Annotated in this window: 21 protein-coding genes; 18 read left to right on the forward strand and 3 right to left on the reverse strand. The window is 68.7% G+C overall.

The features are described 5' to 3' along the window. Window positions 1–49 precede the first annotated feature (49 nt). Window positions 50–973, reverse strand: coding sequence for an RNA polymerase sigma-70 factor (locus ACWD0Y_RS20290; protein ID WP_450261712.1), 924 nt, complete (start codon window positions 971–973; stop codon window positions 50–52). A gap of 176 nt (window positions 974–1,149) precedes the next feature. Then, window positions 1,150–1,623, reverse strand: a complete 474-nt coding sequence (locus ACWD0Y_RS20295) for a carboxymuconolactone decarboxylase family protein (protein WP_450261713.1) — start codon at window positions 1,621–1,623, stop codon at window positions 1,150–1,152. A 171-nt stretch (window positions 1,624–1,794) separates the two neighbouring features. Between ACWD0Y_RS20295 and ACWD0Y_RS20300 the strand changes: the two genes are divergently transcribed. From ACWD0Y_RS20300 to ACWD0Y_RS20350, 11 genes are all read left to right on the forward strand, one after another. Continuing rightward, window positions 1,795–2,178, forward strand: a complete 384-nt coding sequence (locus ACWD0Y_RS20300; protein ID WP_450261714.1) for a DoxX family protein — start codon at window positions 1,795–1,797, stop codon at window positions 2,176–2,178. 375 nt (window positions 2,179–2,553) lie between these two features. After that, window positions 2,554–3,162: a TetR/AcrR family transcriptional regulator gene (locus tag ACWD0Y_RS20305; RefSeq protein ID WP_450261715.1), complete on the forward strand. Its 609-nt coding sequence runs from the start codon at window positions 2,554–2,556 to the stop codon at window positions 3,160–3,162. Continuing rightward, complete coding sequence (locus ACWD0Y_RS20310) at window positions 3,159–4,229, forward strand: DMT family transporter (RefSeq protein ID WP_450261716.1); 1,071 nt, start codon at window positions 3,159–3,161, stop codon at window positions 4,227–4,229. Before ACWD0Y_RS20305 ends, ACWD0Y_RS20310 begins: the two co-directional genes overlap by 4 nt. Window positions 4,230–4,236: 7 nt before the next feature. Next, window positions 4,237–4,494, forward strand: coding sequence for a hypothetical protein (locus ACWD0Y_RS20315; protein ID WP_450261717.1), 258 nt, complete (start codon window positions 4,237–4,239; stop codon window positions 4,492–4,494). Between the two features lie 375 nt (window positions 4,495–4,869). Further along, entirely contained in the window at window positions 4,870–5,160 is a 291-nt protein-coding gene (locus tag ACWD0Y_RS20320) for a hypothetical protein (RefSeq protein WP_450261718.1), read from the forward strand. A gap of 129 nt (window positions 5,161–5,289) precedes the next feature. Next, a complete protein-coding gene (locus tag ACWD0Y_RS20325; protein ID WP_450261719.1) occupies window positions 5,290–6,174 on the forward strand; it encodes a DUF2268 domain-containing protein in 885 nt (294 codons plus the stop codon). 10 nt (window positions 6,175–6,184) lie between these two features. Next, complete coding sequence (locus ACWD0Y_RS20330; RefSeq protein ID WP_450261720.1) at window positions 6,185–6,943, forward strand: MerR family transcriptional regulator; 759 nt, start codon at window positions 6,185–6,187, stop codon at window positions 6,941–6,943. A 151-nt stretch (window positions 6,944–7,094) separates the two neighbouring features. Further along, window positions 7,095–7,721, forward strand: coding sequence for a hypothetical protein (locus tag ACWD0Y_RS20335; RefSeq protein WP_450261721.1), 627 nt, complete (start codon window positions 7,095–7,097; stop codon window positions 7,719–7,721). A 357-nt stretch (window positions 7,722–8,078) separates the two neighbouring features. Further along, window positions 8,079–8,435 carry a hypothetical protein gene (locus tag ACWD0Y_RS20340; protein ID WP_450261722.1) on the forward strand — a complete coding sequence of 119 codons (357 nt, stop codon included), beginning with the start codon at window positions 8,079–8,081 and terminating at the stop codon, window positions 8,433–8,435. 268 nt (window positions 8,436–8,703) lie between these two features. After that, window positions 8,704–9,282, forward strand: a complete 579-nt coding sequence (locus ACWD0Y_RS20345) for a carboxymuconolactone decarboxylase family protein (protein WP_450261723.1) — start codon at window positions 8,704–8,706, stop codon at window positions 9,280–9,282. Next, the gene (locus ACWD0Y_RS20350; protein ID WP_450261724.1) at window positions 9,279–10,145 is read left to right on the forward strand and encodes an RNA polymerase sigma-70 factor; all 867 of its coding nucleotides are present in this window, start codon (window positions 9,279–9,281) and stop codon (window positions 10,143–10,145) included. The genes ACWD0Y_RS20345 and ACWD0Y_RS20350 overlap by 4 nt, the downstream gene beginning before the upstream one ends. A gap of 413 nt (window positions 10,146–10,558) precedes the next feature. Here ACWD0Y_RS20350 and ACWD0Y_RS20355 read toward each other — a convergent pair whose 3' ends face one another. Next, window positions 10,559–11,035, reverse strand: a complete 477-nt coding sequence (locus tag ACWD0Y_RS20355) for a YxiG-like protein (RefSeq protein WP_450261725.1) — start codon at window positions 11,033–11,035, stop codon at window positions 10,559–10,561. 156 nt (window positions 11,036–11,191) lie between these two features. Between ACWD0Y_RS20355 and ACWD0Y_RS20360 the strand changes: the two genes are divergently transcribed. The 7 genes from ACWD0Y_RS20360 (at window position 11,192) to ACWD0Y_RS20390 (ending at window position 25,663) form a co-directional block, all read left to right on the forward strand. Next, window positions 11,192–11,701, forward strand: coding sequence for a DUF2690 domain-containing protein (locus ACWD0Y_RS20360; protein ID WP_450261726.1), 510 nt, complete (start codon window positions 11,192–11,194; stop codon window positions 11,699–11,701). 284 nt (window positions 11,702–11,985) lie between these two features. Further along, a complete protein-coding gene (locus tag ACWD0Y_RS20365) occupies window positions 11,986–12,996 on the forward strand; it encodes a LacI family DNA-binding transcriptional regulator (RefSeq protein WP_450261727.1) in 1,011 nt (336 codons plus the stop codon). Between the two features lie 964 nt (window positions 12,997–13,960). Continuing rightward, entirely contained in the window at window positions 13,961–17,359 is a 3,399-nt protein-coding gene (locus tag ACWD0Y_RS20370) for a CARDB domain-containing protein (protein WP_450261728.1), read from the forward strand. Between the two features lie 127 nt (window positions 17,360–17,486). After that, window positions 17,487–21,773, forward strand: coding sequence for a discoidin domain-containing protein (locus tag ACWD0Y_RS20375; protein ID WP_450261729.1), 4,287 nt, complete (start codon window positions 17,487–17,489; stop codon window positions 21,771–21,773). A gap of 546 nt (window positions 21,774–22,319) precedes the next feature. Next, entirely contained in the window at window positions 22,320–23,651 is a 1,332-nt protein-coding gene (locus ACWD0Y_RS20380) for an ABC transporter substrate-binding protein (RefSeq protein ID WP_450261730.1), read from the forward strand. Between the two features lie 85 nt (window positions 23,652–23,736). Further along, window positions 23,737–24,672 carry a carbohydrate ABC transporter permease gene (locus tag ACWD0Y_RS20385; protein ID WP_450261731.1) on the forward strand — a complete coding sequence of 312 codons (936 nt, stop codon included), beginning with the start codon at window positions 23,737–23,739 and terminating at the stop codon, window positions 24,670–24,672. Between the two features lie 4 nt (window positions 24,673–24,676). Then, complete coding sequence (locus ACWD0Y_RS20390; RefSeq protein WP_450261732.1) at window positions 24,677–25,663, forward strand: carbohydrate ABC transporter permease; 987 nt, start codon at window positions 24,677–24,679, stop codon at window positions 25,661–25,663. Window positions 25,664–25,810 lie beyond the last annotated feature (147 nt).

The following is a 25,810-nucleotide window of genomic DNA, read 5'->3' on the forward strand; positions in this document are numbered from 1 at the left end:
GCAACCGCTCTGAAACGTCCGGTCCCGCCCCACCGGGCTGGAGGGGAGGTCACTGCTTCCGCCTGCGGGCCCGCTTCACTTCCTGGTCGACGGCCCAGGCATCGGCGACCGTGCCGAGGTGGCCGAGCTTGTCGGGGTTGATGACCGAGCGGATGGTCTGGATCTGCCCGTCGAGCACGTCGAGGGCGAGGGTGTGGAGGACCTTGCCGTCGCGGTCGTGGAAGAGCGCGCCCGGCTGGCCGTTGACCTCGTGCGGTTCGAACGTGATGTCGACCCGGGCCATCAGCGGGTAGACGGTGGCGAGCAGCCGGGCCACGTTCTCGGCACCGGAGACGGCCCTGGCCAGCTGCGGGGCCTTGCCACCGCCGTCCCCGACGAGCTGGACGTCGGCGGACAGCAGGCTCTGCAGTCCCTCCACGTCACCCTGCGCCAGTGCCTCGAAGAACCGCCGCGCCAGCTCCTGCCGCTCCCGGCGGTCCGCTTCGAACCGGGGCCGTCCCTCGTGCATGTGGCGGCGCGCCCGTACGAGCAGCTGCCGGCACGCCGCCTCCGAGCGCCCCACCGCGGCGGCGATCTCGTCGAAGCCGAAGGCGAACACGTCCCGCAGCACGAACACCGACCGCTCCAGCGGGCTGAGCCGCTCCAGGAGCAGCAGCGCCGCCATCGACACCGATTCGGCCAGCTCCGCCGCGCGGGCCGGGTCCTCGTACGGATCGTTCAGCAGCGGCTCGGGCAACCACGGCCCGACGTACTCCTCCCGCCGCACCCGGGCGGAGCGCAGCACGTCGATCGCGATCCGGGTGACCGTGGCCGACAGGAACGCCTTGGCCGACACGGGCCGGGTGGCCGAGGCGTCGTAGCGGAGCCAGGTCTCCTGCACCGCGTCCTCCGCCTCGCCCACGCTGCCCAGGATCCGGTACGCGATCGAGAACAGCAGCGGCCGCAGCTCCTCGAACTCCTCGACCTTGCCCATGCCGTTTCCTCCTTGCGGTCTCTGTGCCCGGCCGGTCCCGGGCCGGCCGGACATCCTTCGAAGATCATCCGATGGGTGGGCGGGGCGGACGACGCTCGCACCGCGACCGTGCCCCACCTCGTGACCACCGTGCCCGGGACACCGTGCCTGTCCCGGGGCCAAGGCGTGGCGGCGGTTCAGTGGAACTGGCCGACCTGGTAGTCGCCGGCCGGCTGCTGGGCGATGATGTTCAGCCGGTTCACCGTGTTCATGAACGAGACCAGCAGTACAAGGGCGGTGAGCTGCTCCTCGTCGTAGTGCTCGGTGGCTCGCGCCCACACCTCGTCGCTGACCCCGGTGGCCGCGTCCGCGACCCGGGTCCCCTGCTCCGCCAGCTCCAGCGCGGCCCGCTCGGCCCCGGTGAAGACCGTGGCCTCCCGCCACGCCGCGATCAGGTTCAGCCGCACCGGACTCTCGCCGGCAGCGGCGGCTTCCTTGGTGTGCATGTCGATACAGGCCGCGCACCCGTTGATCTGGCTCACCCGCAGCGCCACCAGCTCCTGCGTCGCGGCCGGCAGCGGCGACTCCTTCAGCTCCCGGCCGACTCCCATGAAGTACTTGAGGGCCTTGCCTGCGGTCGGGCTGGCGAGGTAGTTCAGTCGCGCGTCCATCGTGTGCTCCTCCGCGTTCGTCGATGCCTTCAACCCCGAGACGAGACAGCCCTCACGGCTGTGACACGGCGTGGTGTGACCTGCGTCTCTCCGTTGTCCGGGTGCGGGGACGTCACAGGCCGAGCAGCCGCCTCGTCCCGGGTACGGAAGTCCTCGATCAGGGAGTTGACGATGAACGTCGCGCTGTGGATCACCACCGGAGTACTGGCCGCTGTCTGTCTGGTGGGCAGCGCCAAGCTGTTCGTGCCGCGGGAGAAGATGGCCGCGATCGGCTCCTCCGCGCAGTGGGTCCTGGACTTCAGCCCCGGCGCCCTCAAGGCCATCGGCGCCGTCGAGCTGCTGGCTGCGGCCGGTCTGACTCTGCCCTCGGCGCTCGACGTCGCGCCGGTCCTGGTGCCGTCGGCCGCCACCGGACTCGCTGTGCTGTTCGCCTGCGCGCTCACCATGCGTCTGCGCCGTGGTGAGAAGGCCACGGTCGCCGGCGACCTGATCTACCTCGCCCTGGCCCTCTTCGTCGCGTGGGGCCGTTTCGGCCCCGAGTCCTTCACCGGCTGACGACCGGCGCGCATCCAGTGGAGCGCCACAGCGCCAGGCGCCCCACATGACCACCGCACACGGCAGACGAGAGGACCGCTTCCACGGGCGGAGATACGACGGCCCAGCGGTGAGGCGGTGCGTTCCTCAGGGCCGTGGTGGTCCTGCGCACCGTGGTCCCGTTCTTCCAGGCGGCCGCCGCCGGAATGCCGCTGTCCTCCACCCGGCTTCTGCGCCGGCCCTCCCGAGGACCGGCGCTCCCTGAGCGCCTCCTGGTTCGAGCGCCGCTGCACGCCGCTGCACGCCCCTGCGTCGCCCGCCTTCGCTTCAGGCCGGAATGGGCACCCTCTCCGCTAATAGGTAGACTGCCCTACCTAGTAGCGGAGAGGGAATGCGATGAGCGAGACCGGAACGGCGGCAGCGCGCCCCGCCAGGCGGCGGGGGGCCGCGCGCGAGCGGCTGCTCGCCGCTGCGGCGCGCCGCTTCTACGCGGACGGTGTGGCGGCGACGGGGATTGACACGATCACCGCTGAGGCGGGCGTGGCGAAGATGAGCCTGTACAACAACTTCTCCTCCAAGGCTGATCTGGTGTTGGCCTACCTCGACGCACGGCATGAGGAGTGGCTGGGCCTGTACCGGCGCAGGCTGGAGGAGGCGCAAGGCGGTCGCGGCGGCGTGCTGGCCGTCTTCGGCGCGTACGCCGACCACGCCGCCTTCGCCTACGAGCACGGCTTCCGGGGCTGCGGGCTGCTGAACGCGGCCGCCGAACTGCCCGCGGGGGACGAGGGCCGGGCCATGGTGCGCCGGCACAAGGAGGAGGTCGAGGATCTGCTCGCCGGGCATCTCGAGGAGCTGCTGCCCGGGCGGCCCGAGGAAGCGCGCGCGGTGGCGGAACACCTGTCGTTCCTGCTGGAAGGCGCGATGGCACGGGCCGGACTGGAGGGTGCGGGTACGCGTCTGGAGCACGCCCGGGCGATGGCGGCCGACCTGTTGGGCCGGCTGTGACGCGGTCCGCCGGACACGCGGCCGGCTCGGCCGGCGTGGGGGCGGTGTGCGTGCTGACGGCGTCGGTGCTGTGGGGCACCACGGGCACCGCCGCGACGTTCGCCCCCGCGGTGGGGCCGCTCGCGATCGGGGCCGTCGCCATGGGCCTGGGCGGACTGCTCCAGGCCCTCGTCGCCGCCCCCCGTATCCGCCGGGAAGGACCTCGACTGCGTACGCACAAGGGGGTGGTGCTGCTCGGCGCGATCGCGGTCGGGGCCTACCCTCTGGCGTTCTACACCTCCATGCACCTGGCCGGGGTCGCCGCCGGCACCGTGGTGTCGATCGGCTCGGCCCCGCTCGCCTCGGCCCTGATCGAGCGCGTCGTCGACGGGCGCCGCCTCACGCGCCGCTGGACGACCGGCGCTGCCCTGGGGCTGTCCGGGACAGTGCTGCTGTGCACGGCCGAAGCCGCCGGCGCGCACTCCGGCCCCGGGGCCCACTCCGCAGGGGAGACCGTGCTCGGCGTGGGGCTGGGCCTCGTGGCCGGGCTGACCTACGCCCTGTACTCATGGGCGGCCCACCGCCTGATCAGCCGCGGTGTCACCTCGGGCGCGGCCATGGGGACCGTCTTCGGGCTGGGCGGGCTGCTGCTGATGCCGGTGCTGCTGGCCACCGGCGCCCCGCTCCTTTCCTCCTGGTCCAACGCGGCCGTCGGCATCTACATGGCCCTGGTGCCCATGTTCGTCGGCTACGTGCTGTTCGGCTGGGGCCTGGCGCACGTTCCGGCGAGCACCGCGACCACCCTCTCCCTGCTGGAACCCGCAGTCGCGGCCGTACTGGCCGTACTTGTCGTCGGTGAGCGTCTGCCCCTTCTGGGGTGGACCGGCATCGCCTTGGTCGTCGGCTGCCTCACCGTGCTCACCACGCCGACCCGGACGACTCGTCGACCGCGGGTGGATCCCGGCGACGGCCCGGCCGGTCGTGGAGGATCCCACCTCGTAGAGCACCCCGAGCACCCCGAGGACCCCGAGGACCCCGAGGGCCTCGTGGGCAAGGCCGGTCCGCAGACGCGCGAGCGTGGCCAGTAACCGGTCGGTGAAGACGCTTGCGTACTCCGGCCCGGCCCGGCTCCTGCCCGACGCCGGCGGGCTCCTCGCGCCGTTCGTGGCGTTGGAGTCGGAGGGCTCCTGCCTGTCGAGATCTCCTTCGTCGTCCCAGTCGTCGGAGAACTTGTCGTATCCCCGCACTCACCCGTCGGACGTCTTCGCCGAGGCGGGCGACGCCGCCAGGCCCAGTGTGGTCGCCATGGCGGCACCCATGATCGCCGCGACTGCCCGTGACCGCTTTCCGTGAAAGTTCATGTGAGTCCCCGTGGCCGTGATCGTGGTCGTCGGCGCGGCGGGAGGAACTGCCCGGTGCGTGACAGGACTTGTGCCCCTCGCGCCGCGGTGAACATGAGCATCACCGACGCGAGCATGGTCGGCCAGACCTTTGGGCTCTGCCCAAAAAGTCCAGGTCACATAGGGGGAAACGAATGCTCCGTATCCACTTCACCGATGCCGACCTGGTGCGGACCCGTATCGCGTCCGCCCCCTGACCCGTTGTGGGAGATCTGCGCCAGCCTGCACCGTTTCCAGTCCCGCCGGGGACGCTGGGCCTACGCCGACTGGCACCGCACCGTCGGCCCCCGCCTGCACTCCGCAGGGTTCGGGCGCACTTTGCGCGTTCTTGAAACCGCTGGCCCCGCGCGCTGTCTATTTCCCCGACTTCCTCACCCCGCCCGAGGGAGCCGAGGGCCTCGATGCCGGGCTGGAGGCCATCCTGCGCACGCCGAGGCAGCGGATCATGGACGAGATGGACATCCTGGACCGCACCAACGGAGCCCCGCCGCGGGCGCCCCGCCTGGCCGAGACGGACACACGCAGGGAACTCGTCCACGCGATGCGCACCTACTACGACACCGTCATCGCCCCGCTCGGAGCCGCGATTCTGCGCGCCAACACACCGGCACCCCCATGACCTTGCCGAGGCGTGCGCACCCCGGGCAGCCGGGCCAGGGCGGTGCGGGCGCCGGAGTGCGGGCCGTACCTCGACGAAGAGCGCCGGTGGTTTGACCTTGACGCTGCGTCAACTTCTAGCATCGGGGCCATGCCGATCACTGTTCTTGACACCTTCTCCGCCATGGGGCGGATCCTGCTGGCCCCGGTCGCGGACCGCGTCGACCTGCTGCGTTCGATGCTGGAGCCCACCAGGGGCATGTACCGCTACCACCCCGGCGAGGTCGATCTGGTGGCCATGCACCTCGAAGCGTCCGGGTTCCCCGTCGACCGCGACGAGGAGCGTTGCCTCGACGCGCTCGAAACCCTGGCGGCGGCCGGAGCCCGGGAGCGGATGCAACGCGCCCTCGACGACGCTCTCACCGTACTGCTGGAGGCGACGCCGGGGCTGGGGGCCCCGGACATCACCGTGCTGTTCGTGCTCGGCGATCCGGGTGACGAGCACTTCATGGGCCCCTGCCAAGGAGTGACCGGGTTCGGCGGCATCTCGGGCCACATCGTGATCACGCTCTGGCCCTATCCCGAGAACGTGGAGCGGCTGGAGGCCACCGCCGTGCACGAACTCCATCACAACCTGCGGTTCGGCCCGGGCGGGGTCGTGTGGGACCCGATGACCGTCACGGTCGGCGAGCACATCGTCTCCGAGGGCCTGGCCGACGCCTTCGCCCGACAGCTCTACGGCGACGAACTCGGCCCCACCCGCATCGGCGTGCCACACCTGCACGACGACGAGGTCTTCGGCAAGGTACTCACCGGGCTCGACGTGACAGGCATGCAGAACTTCACTGCCTGGGTGCACGGCGACCTCAGTGCCGAGCGCTTCGGCCTCACCCCGGTGGGACTGCCGACGGGCGCCGGGTACGCCGCGGGCAACAGGCTGGTCGACACCTACCTGGCGGCGACCGGGCAGACGGCGGCGCAGGCCCTGCACGCCGACAGCGCGGAGGTCATCGCCGCCACGCTCCGCCGCGGGTGACACTGGAACGATGGAGTGGACGATCCAGGAACTCGCGACGAGAGCCGGCATCACCAGCCGCACCCTGCGTCACTACGACCACGTCGGGCTCTTGGCCCCGTCCCGGGTCGGCGCGAACGGGTACCGCTACTACGGCCCGGGCGCGGTCGCCCGGCTCCAGCGGATCCTGCTCATGCGCCGGCTCGGTATGGGCTTGCAGGCCATCACCGAGGTCCTGGCCGACGAGGTGGACACGTGCGACGGGCTCCGCGAACACATCGCCGCACTGGAAGAGGAACGGGACCGCATCGAACGGCAGATCCGGTCTGTGCGGCACACGCTGGAGGCCCTCCGGGCGGGGGCGGAACCGCGGATGGACGTCATGTTGGCGGGGTTCAACGACCATTACAAGGACGAGGTGATCTCACGCTGGGGCGAGCGCGCGTTCCAGGTGAGCAACGACTGGTGGCACGGCAAGACCCTTGACCAGCAGCGGGCCTGGAAGCAGGCCGCCGAAGACCTCGTCGCCGCATGGGTCGCCGCAGTGAAGGCCGGGGTTTCCCCGACATCGGAACACGCCCAGTCACTGGCTGCCCGGCACGTCCAGTGGCTGAGCCGGATCCCGGGTACCCCCACGGCCGAGGGCGACCGGGAGCGCTCGATCGAGATGGTGAAAGGCCTGGGGGACATGTACGTCGACGACCCCCGCTTCACCGGCATGTACGACGACGTCGCGGGGGCGACGTTCGTCCGCGACGCACTGCGGGCGTACGCGCGGACGCGGATGTAGCTCGCGTGGTGCGCAGAAATGACGGGGGAGTCATGGTCGCGGCCGCACCTCTTCGATCCGAGACTTCAGAGCCCCACGACAGATTTAGTTGTCATGAGATTCTCTGGCAGTTTCACTTGTCATCAAGCTTAGTGACAGTAATACTTGTCGCATGGATGATGCCGCGACGATCCCCACCCCCGACAAAAACGACGAGAACTTCTGGGCCACCGTCATGACTCCGGTGGAGCCCGCCTGGAGCGAGCCCACCGAGGACGACACGTTCGCCATGGACGACGACGTGCTCAACACGGTCCGCGCGCTGGCCGAACGGATCTCGACGCGCGCGCTGGCCTACCGCACCGCCGGCAAGCCCTTCGACCCCGCGCTCATGGCCGCGCCTGACGTACAACTGGCCTTGCTGCGAGCGCTGTACGAAGCAAAGCGGTCCGTCGACCGGCTGGCCGAGAGCGCCGCCACCGTCGCCGGCCGCAGTGGAGCCAGCTACACCCAGCTGGGTGCGGCCTGGGGTGGCATCAAGCGCCAGTCCGCCCGTCTCAAGTGGCCCCACGCGGTGGTCAAGAGGTCCGCCGGCGAGTCCATCCCGCTCCACTACGCAGGCGGCACCGCCGCCATTCATCACGACCCGGACGCCGATGCCTGGTGGTACACCGCCACCGCCGCGGATCAGCAGGATGAGGAGTCCGAAGCCGTCCACCGCACCTCGACCGAGGCCATCGCACGGGCGACCGAGTTCCTCCTGGCGCACGCCCAGCCCAACCGGCAAGCACCCGCCTGAGCGGCCCTGCTCACAGGCGTACGTCTGCGGTACCTGGCCGGAGAGCGCCGACACGAGGGAGTTCACCCGGCTGGATCACCACCAGGAGCAGGTCCCAGGACCTCGCGAGCGGCTGGAGTCCGGAGCGGGCGCACGCATCCGAGCGGGGGGCCTGCCGCGGCGCCCGGACCGCGTCCGACGGCGGCCAGGACCGTCCCGTGGTCGGTGAAGAGCAGGGGAGCGGTAGGACACCGACGGGCCGGTGGGCCCATGAGATCATCGTGTCCACTCCTGCCGGTTACGGGTTGCGCGGCTCGACCGGAGCACGGGTGACACCGAACTGCGGCACCTGGGGGGATGGGCATGGGGTACGGCGGGATGACGGAAGTGCGCCGGAGGCGTACGCGTGCCGAGCGGCTGACCGAAGGACTGACCGTCGCCGTGGCATCGGTCCTCTCGTCCGGCCTGCTGGCCGGTCCGGCAGTGGTCTTCGGTACGACCGCCTGGCACCTCGTTACCGACACCGGCGCCACCACGTTCAGCCGGCTCTCGACGCCGGTGGTCTTCCTCGCTCTCGTGACGCTGCCGCTCGCCCCGGCCCGCGCGGTGTTCCGCGCGGGCCGGCGCAAGGGCAGGGAGCGACTGACGGCGGCGGTCCCGGCGGCGCTGGCGCTGCTCGGGGCGTCCGTCGTGCCGTTCGCGGCCCTGTGCCTGGTCTTCGTGTACGCGGACTGACCTCCGGCTACGGCGGTCCGCCCGACGTTCACAAGGGCAGGTTCGTCGTCACCAGGGAACGAAGCGCTCCGCCTCGGTGCTCAGGAGCCGTACAGCAGGCGCCAACGCATGCATTCCTTCTGACACGGCACACTTGGGGACCTTCGAGAAGGGCGGCGCGGCCGCGACCGCCCCTTCGCATCACGGTGGTTGTCACATTCGCGGGCCCGGCGGTGTCTTCATGTCAAACAGGTCAACAGGCCAACAGGCCGCTGGACAAGGAGACACCATGACACCGCGCATTCCGAAGGCGGAGCTCCCCGCCGCGATGAGGGAAAACATGATCAAGCAGCTCGGTGCCGTGTCCGAGCCCGTCGAGGTGGTGTGGCACAACCCCAAGGTCGCCACGTCCAGCCTGGAGTTTTCGGCCAAGCTGGCTGAATGGGATGTGGCCGACGCGAGCCTCAAGTCGTTCGCGCACATGGCCGTCGCGGTGCAGGTCGGCTGCAGCTGGTGCCTCGACGTCGGTTACTTCCAGGCGCAGAACGAGAACCTGGACCTGGCCAAGGCGAGCCAGGTGCCGCGCTGGCGGGAGTCGGAGGTGTTCACCCCGCTGGAGCGGGACGCGATGGAGTACGCCGAGGCCATGACGAACACGCCGCCGACCGTCACCGACGAGCTGTACGCGAGCCTGCTCGACCGGCTCGGCCCGGCGGCGATGGTCGAGCTCACCGCGTACATCGCCTTCGTCAACATGGCGACCAGGAACAACAACGCGAACGGGATCACGTCCCAGGGTTTCTCCGATGCCTGCGAGATCCCACTGGCCACACGCCCCGAGACGTCCCGGGCAGCGTCGACGGCATGACCGAGGACCCGTTCGTCGCCCATCGCAGCCTTCTGTTCACGGTCGCCTACGAGATGCTCGGGACGGCGGCCGACGCGGAGGACGTGCTGCAGGATTCCTGGCTGCGGTGGGCCGACGTCGACCAGTCGCAAGTGAGCGACCCGCGGGCGTACCTCGTCCGGGTCGTCACACGGCAAGCGCTCAACCGCCTGCGCACGTTGTCGCGCAGCCGCGAGGAGTACGTCGGCGAGTGGCTGCCGGAGCCGCTGCTGACCAGCCCTGATGTCGCCGAGGACGTCGAGCTCGCGGAGAGCGTCTCGATCGCGATGCTGACCGTCCTCGAAACGCTCGGGCCCACCGAGCGGGCGGTGTTCGTGCTCCGCGAGGTGTTCGAGATGCCGTACGGCGAGATCGCCGAGGCCGTCGGGAAGTCCGCGGCCACAGTACGGCAGATCGCGCGGCGGGCACGCGAGCATGTGGCGGCTCGGCGGCCGCGGGTGCAAGTGAGCCGGACGGAGCAGCGGGCCGTGATAGAGCGGTTCCTGGCCGCGTTGCGAACCGGACAGTTGCAGGAACTGCTGGAGGTCATGGCGCCGGACGTGGTCCTGATCGCCGATGGCGGCGGGCTTGCGGCCGCCGCTCTGGCTCCGCTCCACGGGGCCGAACTGGTGGCGACGGTGCTCGCGCGTGCGAACCGGGTGGCGGCCCCGTTCGAGACGGCGACCGTGTGGCTCAACGGCGCGCCTGCGGGCCGGTTCGATACCGACGGCGAGCCGACCGCACTGAGCCTCGTGGTGGAGAACGGGCGGGTCACCCGGATCTACCTGATGAGAAACCCGCGGAAGCTGACACGGCTCGATGAACTGGCGGAACTCACCAGGTAAGCCCGCTGCTGCTCCGGCATCGTGAGTGTTCCGGGCGGTTCTCACCACCCGGTACCCGGTACCCGGAACACTCACGACCGGTGAAGGCGGGTGCGTCTCCGGCCTGTCCGGCGGTGAGAACGAATGCGAGGGGCCGGCAGCGGGCATCGGCCGCGCGCTGGTGTGTGCGGACGATGGTGGAGTCCACCGAGATGTCCCAGTCGGTCTCGTCCGCCGCGTCGGCTGCGGCCCGGCCCTGCTGGAGCAGACGTTCCCAGGTTCCGTCGCCCGGCCACCTGCCACAACACCCGTTGCTGACCGGCAGGAGCGGGTGTTGCGGCCGTTCCACTCCGCATCGCTCGGATCACCCCGCTCCATGACAGGAAGAACGCCCCGGAGACACACCAGCCGCAAGATCACACGAACCCCGATCCCTAATCCGTGACGAAGGGCGCGTGTCCGACCGGGACCTGGCTCACCTGAAGGTCGGAGAAGAGCAAGGTCAGGTTGTGCGCGTTGGTCTCGATACGAACCTCGTGGAAGTCGATCCCGACGGCCTTCGACCAGCGGCGGGTCGCCTCCGACTCGGGGAGGAGCCTGGCTCCCGGGTACAGGCAGTGACACTTCACGCCCCAGACGTAACCGCCGAGGTCGGGGTCAGCGGTTTCGTTGTCGAGGAGACGATCGTCCAAGGAGACCCGCCAGATCTCCGCGGGCACTGACGTCTCACATCGGGCCTCGACGCAGTACCGGAAGAGATACCGCCGGTAGGCCGGCGCCACGCCGGTACGGGGGTCAGCCGTCGCGTAGACGATGACCTCGTAGTCGCGCATGTAGGTGGTGTATCCGTGGTGCACGACAGCGTGGTCGAAGGTCTCGTCCAGCATCTGCTCAAGTACAGCGGTGTCCATGCCGTCCTTTTACCTCACATGACGAGACCTTCGACAGCGAGATTCACAGGCGCTGGGCACCGTTGCCTCAGAGATCGCCCGGACAAGCCCTGGGCGGGGATCCGGACTTGCTGAAACCGGGTAGGTACCGGACCGGTGCCGCACCAAGGAGACCTGATGAAGCCGAAGTCCTTGTTCGTCCTGCTCGCCGTCTTGACCCTGCTGTCGTTTGTCGCCCCGGCCCGGGCAGCCGAGGCCGCGGACCCGTACAACGGCCAGTCGCCCTACAAAGTGATCAACGGCCGCTCCTGCAACTCCGATGGATCCATCCACGACACCGAGGAGATCGTCCGGGGTGACGGCGTCTACGGCACCATCCAGTTCCGCTGGAACCTGCGATGCAACACGGCGTGGGCGTTCGTGAACTTCGGCACCCAGCTCAGTGCCGGCGAGTCGGGCAACGCGCTGATTCGCCGCGCCGGACCCAACGGCAGCCACGCACTCGCCTTCAGCTGCGACACCGCCGGCGGGAACAAGCATGTCCAGGCCGGTCAGACCACCTGCTACACGCCGATGATGAGCCGCAAGTACTCGATGTGGGTGGAGGGATACCTCTACCGCAAGAACAGCGCCGGAGCGTGGGTCACTCACGCCTTCGGCACGACGCGATGGGTTCCCGGCTCCTGAGCGCAGTCGCGCACAGCGCGCCCAGCGGTGTCCCCGGGTTCTCCACGCCGCTCAGGGCGTGCTCCGTATCGAGCAGCGGCGCGCCCTGCGGTGCTTTCCCTTCAACACCAGCGGTGATCCGGCCTGTTGGTTGTCTCCTTGCGGCAAACCGTCCTGGAAACACCAACGATCCAGTGGGCTGCCCGGGCCTCGCTCGCACGGCGGCTCCCAGGTGAACTCGGATCTGTGCGGTCATGGCGAAAGCATTGCAATTTACTTGCGTAGCTTGCGCTAGTCTTGCATGCATGACGCGACGACTTGCTCAGGTGGCTAAGAAGGTGGGGGTCAGCGAGGCCACGGTAAGCCGGGTACTCAACGGCAAGCCCGGTGTCTCGGACGCGACCCGGCAGTCCGTACTGACGGCGCTGGACGTACTGGGATACGAACGGCCCACGCAGTTGCGAGGCGAGCGTGCGCGCCTGGTGGGACTCGTCCTGCCTGAGCTCCAGAACCCCATCTTCCCCGCGTTCGCGGAAGTGATCGGGGGCGCGCTGGCCCAGCAGGGCTTGACGCCCGTGCTGTGCACACAGACCAAGGGCGGCGTCTCGGAGGCCGACTACGTGGAGCTGCTGCTCCAGCAGCAGGTCTCCGGAGTCGTTTTCGCGGGCGGTTTGTTCGCACAGGCCGACGCCTCGCACGCCCACTACCGACAGCTGGCCGAACGCAACATCCCGGTAGTGCTCATCAACGCACCCATCGCGGGACTGGACTTCCCCTGCGTCTCCTGCGACGACGCGGTCGCCGTCGAGCAGGCGTGGCGTCATCTCGCCTCGCTCGGCCACGAGAGAATCGGTCTGATTCTCGGCCCCGCAGATCACATTCCGTCGCGTCGGAAGAGGGAGGCCGCCAAAGCGGCGGCGAAGGCCGCCGGCAAGGAGCTGGCGGAGGAATTCGTCGAGCGGTCGATGTTCTCGCTCGAAGGAGGCCAGGCAGCCGCCTCCCGTCTGCTGGGACGTGGAGTGACGGGGATCGTCTGCGCGAGTGATCCTTTGGCGCTGGGGGCCATCAGGGCCGCTCGTCGACGGGGTCTCAGGGTTCCCGCGGATGTCTCGGTCGTCGGATTCGACGACTCTGCTTTCATGAACTGCACCGAACCGCCCCTGTCGACGGTGCGGCAGCCCATCGAGGCGATGGGGCGAGCCGCGGTTGAACTGCTGTGCGCCCAGATCCAGGGTTCACAGACCCACCCCGGTGAGCTTCTCTTCGAACCGGAACTGGTCGTCCGCGGTTCGACGGCCCAGGCGCCCGCCGCATAGCGCCGCAGCGTATCGTGCCCGGTCTGTCGGGCTTCGGGCACTCGGCCCCCGCCGCCCGGCTGCGGGGGTACCGAGTGCCCGATGTCAGTGTCTTTCCTTCCCGCGGGGTTCCGCGGGCCAAGAGCTTTGTCCGCTCCACCGTCCGTGCGGCCGACTGTCGGCATGTTTCATGTGCGGCGACGTATCTTGCGCGCGGTTCTTCATGATGGTGGAGTAACGGCGTTGTCGTCGGGTTGGATCCGCTTGAGCGGGCGCGTCGCCCGACCGCGGCCGCATCGCGGCGCCATCCGGCCTTTTTTGCCGTCTCGGCTGCCCGCTTCCCGCGGTGAGCACAGTGCCCCTGCCCCCACGCCCGTTGCGCTCCCCCTTGGGGAGAGCGGACGAGGCCGCGCCTTCTCCGGCCGGGCTTCCCCGGTCGCACCCGGAACGCCGGCGCGTGCCTCGTCTTCCGCGTGCGCGTCCCCGTCGTGCCTCCCTGCTTCGTCACCGCCGAAACCGCGCCGGCCCCCGCAGGGCCTTCCGCTCTCCCCGGTGACACCGAGAGGCGCTTCGGGGCCGGACCGCCGATCCCCGCTGCGTCCCGGGCGGCACGTGGACTTTGCCGGGCGACCGTCACCGGAAGGCCGGCTCCCGTCGGTGGCCACTGTCAGGTCCACGGCACTGACCTGCGGGAACGGCGGCCTCAACTCGCCGGACTGTCACGGCCGTTGACAAAGTGGTGACCTGGTAGAAACCTGTCACCTTGATAACGCAAAACATCGACCGAATAACTCAAAACCAGTAGTCATACGCTGCTATTTTCTCGCATGACTCGTGTCAGGTACCTGACGAGGGGTTCTCGTCATCATCCACTCGGCGCACCGGCACACGCGCCTCGTCGCCTCGCCTCCGTCGACCGCGTGTCGGTGAAAGGCCGGGTGCCGAGCCGTGGCCGTCTGCCCGGACCACGGAACAAGAGGCCATCATGAGAGGCAAACACCAGGGCTGGCGGCTGATCGCCGGCGCGGTGACAGCCGGCTTGATCGCGGTCGGGCTGGTGCCCGTCACCGCCCATGCCGCGGCGGAGGAAGTCAACCTGGCTCTCGGCAAATCCGCGAAGGCCGGTGGAGCGCACGGCGCCTACCCTGCCGGGAACGTCACCGACGGAAGCCAGCAGTCGTACTGGGAAGGGCCCGCGGGCGCCTTTCCGCAGTGGGTCCAGGTCGACCTCGGAGGCGATGTCCGGGCCGACCGGGTGGCGCTGAAGCTTCCCACCGGGTGGGAGGCGCGCAACCAGACCCTCAGTGTGCAGGGGAGCACCGACGGCGGCGCTTTCAGCACTCTCGCCGCATCGGGTTCACGCACCTTCGACCCGGCCAGGGCGAACACGGTGAGCATCGGCTTCACGGCCGCCACGGTCCGGTTCGTACGGGTGCAGGTGAGCTCCAACTCAGGCTGGAACGCGGCGCAGCTCTCCGAGCTGGAGGTCTACGGAGAGGGCGACGAGGGGCCGGGGGATCCGCCGGCGAACGGTTCGAACCTGGCGCGGGGCAAGCCCATCGAGGCCACCTCGACGACGCAGAACTACGTCGCGGCGAACGCCAATGACGACAGCCTCACCAGCTACTGGGAGTCCTCCGGGTTCCCGTCCGGTCTGACGGTGAAGCTCGGTGCGAACGCCGACGTCGAGGCCGTGGTCGTCAAGCTGAATCCCGATCAGGCGTGGGGAGCCAGAACCCAGGCGATCCAGGTCCTCGGACGTGAGCAGTCGGCCACCGGCTTCACGTCCCTCAAGGCGCGGGCCGACTACACGTTCAGTCCGGCGGCCGGGAAGAACACCGTCACGATCCCGGTGACCGGCCGGTACGCGGACATCCGGCTCACCTTCTTCTCCAACAGCGGCGGCACCGGTGCCCAGGTCGCGGAGTTCCAGGTCGTGGGCGCGGCGGCGCCGAACCCCGACCTCACCGTCACCGACCTGACCTGGGCCCCCTCCGCCCCGTCCGAGACCGACACCGTGAAGGTCAACGCCACGGTACGCAACGCGGGGACCGCCCCGGCTGCCGCCACCACGGTGAACGTCAGCCTGGAGGGCGCGGTGGCCGGCTCCGCCCCGGTGGCGGCGCTCGCGGCCGGAGCCTCGGCGACCGTCGCGGTCACGGTGGGCAAGCGCCCGGTGGGGTCGTACACCGTCTCGGCGGTCGTCGACCCGACCGACACCGTCGCGGAACAGGACAACAGCAACAACAGCCGGACGGCGTCGGCGAAGCTGGTCGTCGGCCGGAGCCCGGGGCCGGACCTGCGGGTCACGGGCATCACCTCCAACCCGGCCGCCCCGGCGGTCGGCGCGTCGGTCGGCTTCAGCGTGGCGGTACAGAACCGGGGCGCCACGGGTGTCCCGGCCGGAACGGTGACCCGGCTGGTCGCCGGCACCACCACGCTCAATGGCACCGCGGGCGCGATCGCCGCGGGTGACACCGTCACCGTCCCGATCAGCGGCACCTGGAAGGCCACCAGCGGCGGCGTCACACTGACCGCGACGGCCGACGCCACGGGCACGGTCACCGAGACCGACGAGAACAACAACGTCTTCGCGCGCTCCGTCGTCGTCGGACGCGGCGCGGCGGTGCCGTACACCGAGTACGAGGCCGAGGACGCCCGCTACCAGGGCACGCTCCTCACCTCCGACCAGAAGCGGACCTTCGGCCACACCAACTTCGCCACCGAGTCCTCCGGCCGTCAGTCGGTGCGGCTCAACTCGACCGGCCAGTTCGTGGAGTTCACCTCCGCCAACGCCGCGAACTCGATCGTCGTGCGCAACTCGGTCCCCGACGCCCCGGCCGGCGGCGGCGCCGAAGCGACGATCAGCCTCTACGTCAACGACACCTTCAGCCGGAAACTGACCCTCTCCTCCAAGCACAGCTGGCTGTACGGGAAGACCGATGACCCCGAGGGCCTGACCAACACCCCGCAGGCGGACGCGCGACGGCTCTTCGACGAGTCCCACGCGCTCCTGACGCAGACCTACCCGGCGGGGACGAAGTTCCGGCTCCAGCGTGACGCCGGGGACACGGCCTCCTTCTACATCCTCGACCTGATCGACCTGGAGCAGGTCGCACCGCCGACGGCGCAGCCCGCGGGATGCGTCTCGATCACGAACTACGGCGCCGTGCCGAACGACGGCATCGACGACACCGACGCCCTCCAGCGTGCGGTGACGGCGGATCAGAAGGGTGAGATCGGCTGCGTCTGGATCCCGGCCGGCCAGTGGCGGCAGGAGCAGAAGATCCTGACCGACGACCCGCAGAACCGCGGCCAGTACAACGTGGTGGGCATCCGTGACGTGACGATCCGCGGCGCGGGCATGTGGCACTCCCAGCTCTACACCCTCACCCCGCCGCACCAGGCGGGCGGCATCAACCACCCGCACGAGGGCAACTTCGGCTTCGACATCGACGACAACACCAAGATCTCCGACATCGCCATCTTCGGTTCGGGCACCATCCGCGGCGGCGACGGCAACCAGGAGGGCGGAGTCGGCCTCAACGGGCGTTTCGGCAAGGACACGAAGATCAGCAATGTGTGGATCGAGCACGCGAACGTCGGCGTGTGGGCCGGACGCGACTACTCCAACGTGCCGGAGCTGTGGGGCCCGGGCGACGGCGTGGAGTTCAGCGGGATGCGGATTCGCAACACGTACGCCGACGGCATCAACTTCGCCAACGGTACGCGCAACTCGACCGTCTACAACTCCTCGTTCCGCAACAACGGTGACGACGCGCTCGCGGTCTGGGCCAGCAAGTACGTGAAGGACACGTCGGTGGACGTCGGTCACGACAACCACTTCCGCAACAACACGATCCAGCTGCCGTGGCGTGCCAACGGCATCGCGGTCTACGGAGGTTACGGCAACACCATCGAGAACAACATCATCTCCGACACCATGAACTACCCGGGGATCATGCTGGCGACCGACCACGACCCGCTGCCCTTCTCCGGGCAGACCCTCATCGCCAACAACGCCCTCTACCGCACCGGTGGCGCTTTCTGGAACGAGGACCAGGAATTCGGCGCCATCACCCTCTTCGCGCAGGGCCCCGACATCCCGGGTGTCACCATCCGCGACACGGACATCATCGACTCCACCTACGACGGCATCCAGTTCAAGACGGGTGGCGGCGCGATGCCGGGCGTGAAGGTCACCAACGTCCGCATCGACAAGTCGAACAACGGCTCCGGCATCCTCGCGATGAGCGGCGCCCGGGGCAGCGCCACCCTCACGGACGTCACCATCACCGACTCGGCCGACGGTGACGTCCTGGTCGAGCCCGGCTCGCAGTTCGTCGTCAACAGGGCGGACCAGCCGGCCGTTTCCGCGCCGTGAAGCGCCCTTGCCCCGGCCGCGGTGGCGGCCGGGGCAAGAGCCGCGCGCGCATACGCGTTCCCTCACGCACTTATCCGACTGAGCCGCGTCTCGGCGCCGATGGGCGCGAGGCGGAGATCGGGGACAGATGAGAATCAGGAACTGGAGATCACGGAGCATGAGCGCCGTGATCGTGACAAGCCTCCTGGCACTGGGAGGTCCGCTGACGACCGCCCGGGCCGCCGGGGGACCCAACATTGCGCTGGGCGATGCGGCAGCGGCGAGCAGCGCGCACAGCGAGTACGGCGCGCGCAACATCACCGACGGAAACCAGGGCACCTATTGGCAGAGCTCCGGCACCACCCTGCCGCAATGGGTGCAGGCCGACCTCGGCGCCACGACGCGCGTGGACGAGGTCGTGCTGAAGGTGCCGGCGGGCTGGGAGAGCCGCAGCCAGACGCTCTCCGTCCAGGGCAGCGCCGACGGGACCAGCTTCGCCACCCTCAAGAACTCCGCCTCGTACACCTTCAGCCCCGGCGCGGGCAACACCGTCACGGTGTCCTTCCCCGCCACCCGGGCACGGTTCGTCCGGATCAACATCACCGACAACAGCGGCTGGGAGGCGGCCCAGCTCTCGGAACTCGAAGTGCACGCGGCCGACGGGTCGTCGGCCGACCTGGCCGCCGGCCGGACCCTGACCGCGAGCAGCCACACCGAGGTCTACAGCGCACCCCGGGCGAACGACGGCAACCGTGCCACCTACTGGGAGAGCAGGAACAACGCCCTCCCTCAGTGGCTCCAGGCCGACCTCGGCTCCTCCGTCCGCGTCGACCGCGTCGTCCTGCGCCTGCCGGACGCGTGGGAGGCCCGCAGCCAGACCCTGAAGATCCAGGGCAGCGCGAACGGCACGGACTTCACCGACCTGACCGCCTCCCGGGCGTACACCTTCGACGCGGCGAGCGGCCGCTCGGCGACGATCACCTTCGACGTCACCACGACCCGCCACGTCCGTGTCCTGGTCACCGCCAACAGCGTGCAGCCCGCCGCGCAGATATCCGAGTTCGAGGTCTACGGGCCGACGACCGGTGACACCCAGGCGCCGACCGTCCCGTCCGGCCTCGCGTACACCGAGCCCGTCACCGGCCAGGTCGAACTGACCTGGAACGCCTCATCGGACAACACGGCCGTCACCGGCTACGACATCTACGCCAACGACACCCTGCTCACGAGCGTCGCCGGGAACGTCACCACCTACACCGACAACCGGCCCGCGAACCAGACGGTCACCTACTACGTCCGCGCCAAGGACGCGGCCGGAAACCAGTCCGGCAACAGCAACACCGTCACCCGGCGCGCCGACACCGGAGACACACAGGCGCCCACCGCGCCGGCGAACCTGGCCCTCACCGAGCCCGCGAGCGGTCAGGTCAGGCTGACCTGGAACGCCTCATCGGACAACACGGCCGTCACCGGCTACGACATCTACGCCAACAACACCCACCGGGACAGTGTCGCGGGCCACGTCACCACCTACACCGACACCCAGCCGGCCACCGCAACGGTCACCTACCACGTACGCGCCAAGGACGCGGCCGGAAACCAGTCCGGAAACAGCAACACCGTCACCCGCAACGGCAGCGGCGGTACGGGGTCCAACCTCGCCGTCGGCAAGCAGATCAGCGCCTCGTCCTCGGTCCACACCTTCGTCGCGGAGAACGCCAACGACAACAACACGGCCACCTACTGGGAGGGCGCGGCGGGCAGCTACCCCACCACTCTCACCACGAAGCTGGGCTCGAACGCGGACCTCGACCGCCTGGTGCTCAGGCTGAACCCCGACAGCGCCTGGTCGGCCCGGACCCAGACGATCGAGGTCCTCGGCCGTGAACAGAGCGCCTCGGGCTTCACCGGCCTGGTCGCGGCGAAGAGCTACACGTTCGATCCCGCGAGCGGCAACAGCGTCACCGTCCCCGTCTCCGGCCGCGTCGCCGACGTCCAGCTCAAGTTCACCGCCAACTCCAGCTCCTCCGCCGGGCAGCTCGCCGAGTTCCAGGTCATCGGTGTCCCGGCGCCCAACCCGGACCTCGAGGTCACCGGCCTGACCACGACACCCGCGGCTCCCGTCGAGTCGGACACGATCACGGTGAAGGTCACCGTCCGCAACAGCGGGACCGCCGCCGCGCCGGCCAGCGCCGTCGCTCTGCGGCTCGGCGGCACCAAGGTCGCCACCGCCCAGGCCGGGGCACTCGCGGCAGGAGCGCAGACCACGGTCAGTGCCTCCATCGGGGCCCGCGACGCCGGTTCGTACCAGCTGAGCGCGGTCGCCGACGAAGCGAAGGCGGTCATCGAGCAGAACGAGTCCAACAACACCTTCACCAGCCCCACCGCGCTGGTGGTCAAGCCCGTCTCCAGCTCGGACCTGGTCGCCGCCTCGGTGACGACCTCACCGTCCAGCCCGGCGGCCGGGGACACCGTCTCCTTCAAGGTGGCGCTGAAGAACCAGGGAACCGTGGCGAGCGCCGCGGGGAGCCACGGCGTGACGCTGACTCTCGTCGACTCCAAGGGTGCCACGGTCAAGACCCTGACCGACGCGCACACCGGCGCCATCGCCGCCGGTTCGTCGGCCGACGTCGGCCTCGGCCCGTGGACGGCGGCCAACGGCTCGTACACCGTCAAGGTCGTCCTGGCCGACGACGCCAACGAACTGCCGGTCAAACGCGAGAACAACACCTCCACCCGGCCCCTGTTCGTCGGGCGCGGCGCCAACATGCCGTACGACATGTACGAGGCGGAGGACGGCACGGCCGGCGGCGGCGCCCAGGTCGTGGGGCCCAACCGGACGGTCGGCGACATCGCGGGCGAGGCGTCCGGACGCAAGGCGGTCAAGCTCGACGCCACGGGTGAGTACGTCGAGTTCACCACCCGCGCCTCCACCAACACCCTGGTGACCCGCTTCTCGATCCCGGACGCCCCGGGCGGCGGCGGCATCGACTCCACGATCAACGTCTACGTCGACGGGGTGATGAAGAAGGCGCTCCCGCTGACGTCGAAGTACGCCTGGCTGTACGGCGCCGAGACCGCGCCCGGCAACGCGCCGGGATCGGGCGCCCCGCGCCACATCTACGACGAGGCGCACCTCATGCTGGGCGAGACGGTTCCCGCCGGAGCGAAGATCCGGTTGCAGAAGGACGCCGCGAACACCTCCACGTACGCGATCGACTTCGTGAACCTCGAACAGGTCGCACCGATCGCCAATCCGGACCCGGCCGCCTACACGGTGCCGGCCGGCTTCACCCACCAGAACGTCCAGGACGCGCTGGACAGGGTACGGATGGACACCACCGGCAAGCTCGTCGGTGTCTACCTGCCGCCGGGCGACTACCGGACGGCGAGCAAGTTCCAGGTGTACGGCAAGGCGGTCAAGGTGACCGGCGCCGGTCCGTGGTACACGAGGTTCCACGCGCCCTCGACGCAGGACAACACCGACGTGGGCTTCCGGGCGGAGGCGTCGTCGAAGGGGTCGTCGTTCTCCGGCTTCGCCTACTTCGGCAACTACACCTCGCGGATCGACGGTCCGGGCAAGGTGTTTGATTTCGCCAACGTCTCGGACATCGTGATCGACAACATCTGGACCGAGCACATGGTGTGCCTCTACTGGGGCGCCAACACCGACCGGATGACGATCAGGAACTCCCGGATCCGCAACATGTTCGCCGACGGCATCAACATGACCAACGGGTCGACGGACAACCTCGTGTCCAACAACGACGCCAGGGCCACGGGCGACGACAGCTTCGCGCTGTTCTCGGCGATCGACGCCGGCGGCGCCGACATGAAGAACAACGTCTACGAGAACCTGACCTCCACGCTGACCTGGCGGGCCGCGGGTGTGGCCGTCTACGGCGGCTACGCCAACACCTTCCGCAACATCCACATCGCGGACACGCTCGTCTACTCCGGAATCACGATCTCCTCGCTGGACTTCGGCTACCCGATGAACGGCTTCGGGACCGATCCGACGAACCTCGAAAACATCTCGATCGTGCGGGCCGGCGGGCACTTCTGGGGCTCGCAGACCTTCCCGGGCATCTGGGTGTTCTCGGCCTCCAAGGTCTTCCAGGGGATCAGGGTCAGCCACGTGGACATCGTCGACCCGACGTACAGCGGGGTCATGTTCCAGACCAACTACGTGGGCGGTCAGCCCCAGTTCCCGATCAAGGACACGGTCTTCAGCGACATCTCGATCACGGGTGCCCGCAAGAGCGGCGACGCCTACGACGCCAAGTCGGGCTTCGGTCTGTGGGCGAACGAGATGCCCGAGTCCGGACAGGGCCCCGCCGTGGGCGAGGTGACGTTCAACGGTCTCGAGCTGAACGACAACGCCGTGGACATCCGTAACACCACATCCACCTTCAAGATCAACATCAATCCGTGACCCACCCCGCGCCGAGGAGGGTCAGAGCATGACGAGGTCAGCGCAAGCCGCTTGCGAGGCTTGCGCTGACCTTTCATGTGCTCCGGAGGCATGGTTGCGTGGTCCCGCCCCGACCCTCCGGACGCCCCTGCCACTCGCGCGCCACCCGGCCCGGCCCCGGACGGCCGTCGATCACCACGGCGCGCCCACGGGCCGGCCTCAAACTGCTGGGGCCCCTCATTGGCCCCTCGTTGGCCCCTCATGGCCCCTCGCCACACCGTACGCAGGCGCTGCTGCTCCCTCGGCCTCACTCACGCCGACGTCGCGGCGCTCGGACGCCGCCTGCGACTCGTCCTCCTTGCGCATCCACGTCCGCAGCGACTCGAAACATGCCACACATGCCTGGAAGTGCACGCTGTACGGCTGTTGACGATCCATCATCACGGCGCACCGTAATGTAGTCGTAATCTTGCAAGCGTGAATCAAAATATTGCGCATATCTGTAGGTCGCCCTATCGTTACGCAACAATCAGGGCAGTGCTTGGGCGTCACCTCCAAGGAGCCGTAATGAAGTCCCGTAACCTCGCGATCCTTCTGACCACAGGTCTCGTACTCAGCCTCGCGGCCTGCGGTAGGGACTCGTCGGACTCCAACGCGGGAGGCGTGAAGATCACCGTTGCGTGTCAGCCGGCGAAGACCGCGGCGAAGCAGCGCAAGGCATGGAACGACGATGTCGCCGCGTTCGAGAAAGCGCACCCTGGTGTCAAGGTCGACAGCACCGACCAGCAGCCGTGCTTCGACCCGAAGACCTTTGCCGCGAAGCTGGCCGGCGGGCAGATGGAGACGGTCTTCATGGTGCCCGTCACCAACTACGCCGACGTGATAGCCAAGAAGCAGGCGAAGGACATCACCGGCGTGACCGACCTGGTGAAGAACTACGGCGACATCAAGCAGGACGTCAGGGACATGGTCACCAAGGAGGGCAAGGTCTACGGCGTTCCCAACGTGAGCTACAGCGTCGGCCTGGTCTACAACCGCGAGCTGTTCACCAAAGCCGGCCTCAACCCCGACAACCCGCCCAAGACCTGGAGCGAGGTCCGTACCGCGGCGAAGAAGATCGCCGGCCTGGGTGACGGCTATGTCGGCTACGGCGAGTACGGCGGCGGCAACGTCGGCGGCTGGCACTTCGCGCAGTCCATCTTCAGCCGCGGCGGCGAGATGGTCGTCGAAGACAAGGCCGCCTTCAACAGCCCCGAGGGCAAAGCCGTGCTGCAGAACCTGCACGACATGCGCTGGGAGGACGACAGCGTCGGCAGCAAGGTGCTGATCGGCTGGGAGGCGCTGATGCAGCAGATGGCGGCAGGCAAGACGGGCATGATGCTCGGGGCGCCGGACGTCGTCACCGACCTGGTCCAGAAGTTCCAGGGGAATGTCGATGCCTACGGCATCACGGGCGTGCCGGAGGGCAAGGCGTCGCTGACCGGCGGCGAAGCCTACATGATCAACCCCAAGGCGAACGCCGCGCAGACCAAGGCCGCGATGCAGTGGATCGACTTCCAGTTCAATACGCCTGGCAAGGGTCGCCACGACTACGCCCGGGGCAAGGCCAACGGCGAGGCCGTGGGCGTTCCCAACAACGACTACATGGGTGATTCCCCGACCGGCAAGGCCATTGCCAAGGACCGCGAAGCGAACGCCGTCCTGCCGACCGAGAACTACCGGTTCTATGTCGACACCGCGGCCGGAGTCGCTCCCAAGCTGGAGCCGGCGAAGGCCCAGGAACTGTACGCAGTGCTCGACGTGGCCATGTCCGCGGTGCTGACGCGGGAGAACGCCGACATCGACAAGCTGCTCGCGGACGCCGAGGCCAAGGCGAACACGATTCTGGCCCAGGGCTGACAGCGACGGTCCCGGGGTGCCGCCCAGCGGGCGGCACCCCGCATCGGCCCCGCGTCGGAGTCGGAGCCGGGAACTGGAGATCACGATGGAAACACTCACTATGGAGCCGAAGCCGCAGCTCACGCCGCGTCGTAGTCCACCAACGCAGCGCCGTCGGGCAGTGCGGAGCAATCTGACCGCCTACGGATTCCTGTGCGCGGCGTTGTTCTGCTTCGCGATGTTCGCGTGGTGGCCGATCATCAGGGAAGTCGTCCTCAGCTTCCAGCAGACCAATCTCGTCGACGAGCCGACCTGGGTGGGCCTGGACAACTTCCGCACGGTGGTGGAGGATCCCGCGTTCGGCCAGGCCTGGCGGAACACCCTGGTCTTCACCTTGCTGGCCCTCCTGTGCGGCTACATCGTGCCCTTCGCCGTCGCGATCGTGCTCAACGAACTGCGGCACGCCCGGGCGTATCTCCGGTTCGTGGTGTATCTGCCCGTGATGCTGCCGCCGATCGTGTCGGTCCTGCTGTTCCGCTGGTTCTACGATCCCGGTCCGGGGCTGTTCAACCAGGTGCTCGACTTCGTCGGACTGCCTACGTTGGCCTGGCTGGACTCCACCGACACCGCGCTGATCTCGCTGGTGATCGTCTCCACCTGGATGAACCTCGGGTCCGGGGTACTGATCTACCTGGCGGCTCTGCAGAACATCCCCGGTGACCTGTACGAGGCGGCGGAACTCGACGGGGCGGGCATCCTCAAGCGGATCCGGCATGTCACGGTCCCGCAGACGCGGCTGATCCTGCTGCTGATGTTGATGCTGCAGATCGTCGCCACGATGCAGGTGTTCATCGAGCCGTACATGCTCACGGGCGGCGGACCGGAGAACGCGACGGTCACCGTCGCCTACCTGATGTACCAGTACGCCTTCGTCTACGGCGGCAACTACGGGGCCGGCAGCGCGCTCGGCCTGATGCTCATGATCGTCCTCCTGGCAGTCGCCGCGGTTCAGCTCCGGCTGACGCGAGACGAGAAGAGGTAGGCCCATGCTGAACACAACCGCCCGGCCGGAAGCGGCAGATGAGACCCGAGCGGTGGCGCCGGCTCCGCAGCGCAGGAGCAGAAGCAGGACGAAGCGTCGCGGCGCGTGGGCCGAGGGCCACGCCAGGACCATCGTCTCCCCGCTGGAGCTGAAGTCCCGCTGGGGCCGGAGAATATATTGGGCATTGCTCGCCACCGTCCTGGCCGTGTTCACCCTGGTGTTCGTGTTCCCGCTTTACTGGATGGTCACCGGGGCGATGAAGACGGGCGAGGAGATCGCCCAGATGCCGCCCTCCCTGTTCCCGAAGGCGCCGGACTTCTCCGTGTTCGCCGATGCCTGGGAACTCTTCGACATGGGGCTGTTGCTCAAGAACACGCTGTTCTACGCCGTCGGCGCATGGCTCTTCGCGCTCGCGGTGGACGTCACCGCCGCATACGCGCTGTCCAAGCTTCGGCCGATGTTCGGCAACGTGATCCTGGGGGCCATGCTGGCGACGCTCATGATCCCGCCGATCGTCGTCATGATTCCGGCGTACATCACGGTGACCGATGTGCCCATCTTCGGCTGGCAGTTGCTCAACTCGCCCTGGGCCATCTGGTTTCCCGTGGCCGCCAACGGCTTCAACATCTTCCTGCTGAAGCGCTTCTTCGACTCGATTCCGAACGAGCTGCTCGAAGCGGCCGAGATCGACGGCGTACCCCCATGGCGCGTCCTCGTATCGATCATCCTGCCCATCTCCCGGCCCATTCTCGGCGTGGTGTCCATCTTCACCGTCGTCATGGTCTTCAAGGACTTCGTCTGGCCGCTGCTCGTCCTTCCCGACAGCAGCAAGATGACGATCAGCGTGGGCCTGTCGCAGACTGCGGGACAGGTGACGCAGAGCCAGATCATGGCCGGCCTGGTGATCGCGAGCGTCCCCATGATCATCGTGTTCCTCTTCTTCCAACGCAGCATCATGGCGGGCCTCACCGCGGGCAGCCTCAAGGGCTGACCGCCTCCTCCGCAGGGGCGGACCGAGTCCTGCTCCGCCCACGGCGCCCTGCCAAGCCTGACCTCCGCCACCACCGAAAGCACTCCGCCGCCGGTCTGCCCATCCGTGCCCCCGCTCAGACTGGCGGCGGAGTCCCACCTGCCCGAA

The sequence above is a fragment of the Streptomyces altiplanensis genome (assembly GCF_053591575.1).

What these genes read in the sequence shown, in the direction of transcription:
- ACWD0Y_RS20290 (WP_450261712.1), bottom strand. Translation starts at nt 973, where the DNA reads ATGGGCAAGGTCGAGGAGTTCGAGGAGCTGCGGCCGCTGCTGTTCTCG.
- ACWD0Y_RS20295 (WP_450261713.1), bottom strand. Translation starts at nt 1,623, where the DNA reads ATGGACGCGCGACTGAACTACCTCGCCAGCCCGACCGCAGGCAAGGCC.
- ACWD0Y_RS20300 (WP_450261714.1), top strand. Translation starts at nt 1,795, where the DNA reads ATGAACGTCGCGCTGTGGATCACCACCGGAGTACTGGCCGCTGTCTGT.
- ACWD0Y_RS20305 (WP_450261715.1), top strand. Translation starts at nt 2,554, where the DNA reads ATGAGCGAGACCGGAACGGCGGCAGCGCGCCCCGCCAGGCGGCGGGGG.
- ACWD0Y_RS20325 (WP_450261719.1), top strand. Translation starts at nt 5,290, where the DNA reads ATGCCGATCACTGTTCTTGACACCTTCTCCGCCATGGGGCGGATCCTG.
- ACWD0Y_RS20330 (WP_450261720.1), top strand. Translation starts at nt 6,185, where the DNA reads ATGGAGTGGACGATCCAGGAACTCGCGACGAGAGCCGGCATCACCAGC.
- ACWD0Y_RS20335 (WP_450261721.1), top strand. Translation starts at nt 7,095, where the DNA reads ATGGATGATGCCGCGACGATCCCCACCCCCGACAAAAACGACGAGAAC.
- ACWD0Y_RS20340 (WP_450261722.1), top strand. Translation starts at nt 8,079, where the DNA reads ATGACGGAAGTGCGCCGGAGGCGTACGCGTGCCGAGCGGCTGACCGAA.
- ACWD0Y_RS20345 (WP_450261723.1), top strand. Translation starts at nt 8,704, where the DNA reads ATGACACCGCGCATTCCGAAGGCGGAGCTCCCCGCCGCGATGAGGGAA.
- ACWD0Y_RS20350 (WP_450261724.1), top strand. Translation starts at nt 9,279, where the DNA reads ATGACCGAGGACCCGTTCGTCGCCCATCGCAGCCTTCTGTTCACGGTC.
- ACWD0Y_RS20355 (WP_450261725.1), bottom strand. Translation starts at nt 11,035, where the DNA reads ATGGACACCGCTGTACTTGAGCAGATGCTGGACGAGACCTTCGACCAC.
- ACWD0Y_RS20360 (WP_450261726.1), top strand. Translation starts at nt 11,192, where the DNA reads ATGAAGCCGAAGTCCTTGTTCGTCCTGCTCGCCGTCTTGACCCTGCTG.
- ACWD0Y_RS20365 (WP_450261727.1), top strand. Translation starts at nt 11,986, where the DNA reads ATGACGCGACGACTTGCTCAGGTGGCTAAGAAGGTGGGGGTCAGCGAG.
- ACWD0Y_RS20370 (WP_450261728.1), top strand. Translation starts at nt 13,961, where the DNA reads ATGAGAGGCAAACACCAGGGCTGGCGGCTGATCGCCGGCGCGGTGACA.
- ACWD0Y_RS20375 (WP_450261729.1), top strand. Translation starts at nt 17,487, where the DNA reads ATGAGAATCAGGAACTGGAGATCACGGAGCATGAGCGCCGTGATCGTG.
- ACWD0Y_RS20380 (WP_450261730.1), top strand. Translation starts at nt 22,320, where the DNA reads ATGAAGTCCCGTAACCTCGCGATCCTTCTGACCACAGGTCTCGTACTC.
- ACWD0Y_RS20385 (WP_450261731.1), top strand. Translation starts at nt 23,737, where the DNA reads ATGGAAACACTCACTATGGAGCCGAAGCCGCAGCTCACGCCGCGTCGT.
- ACWD0Y_RS20390 (WP_450261732.1), top strand. Translation starts at nt 24,677, where the DNA reads ATGCTGAACACAACCGCCCGGCCGGAAGCGGCAGATGAGACCCGAGCG.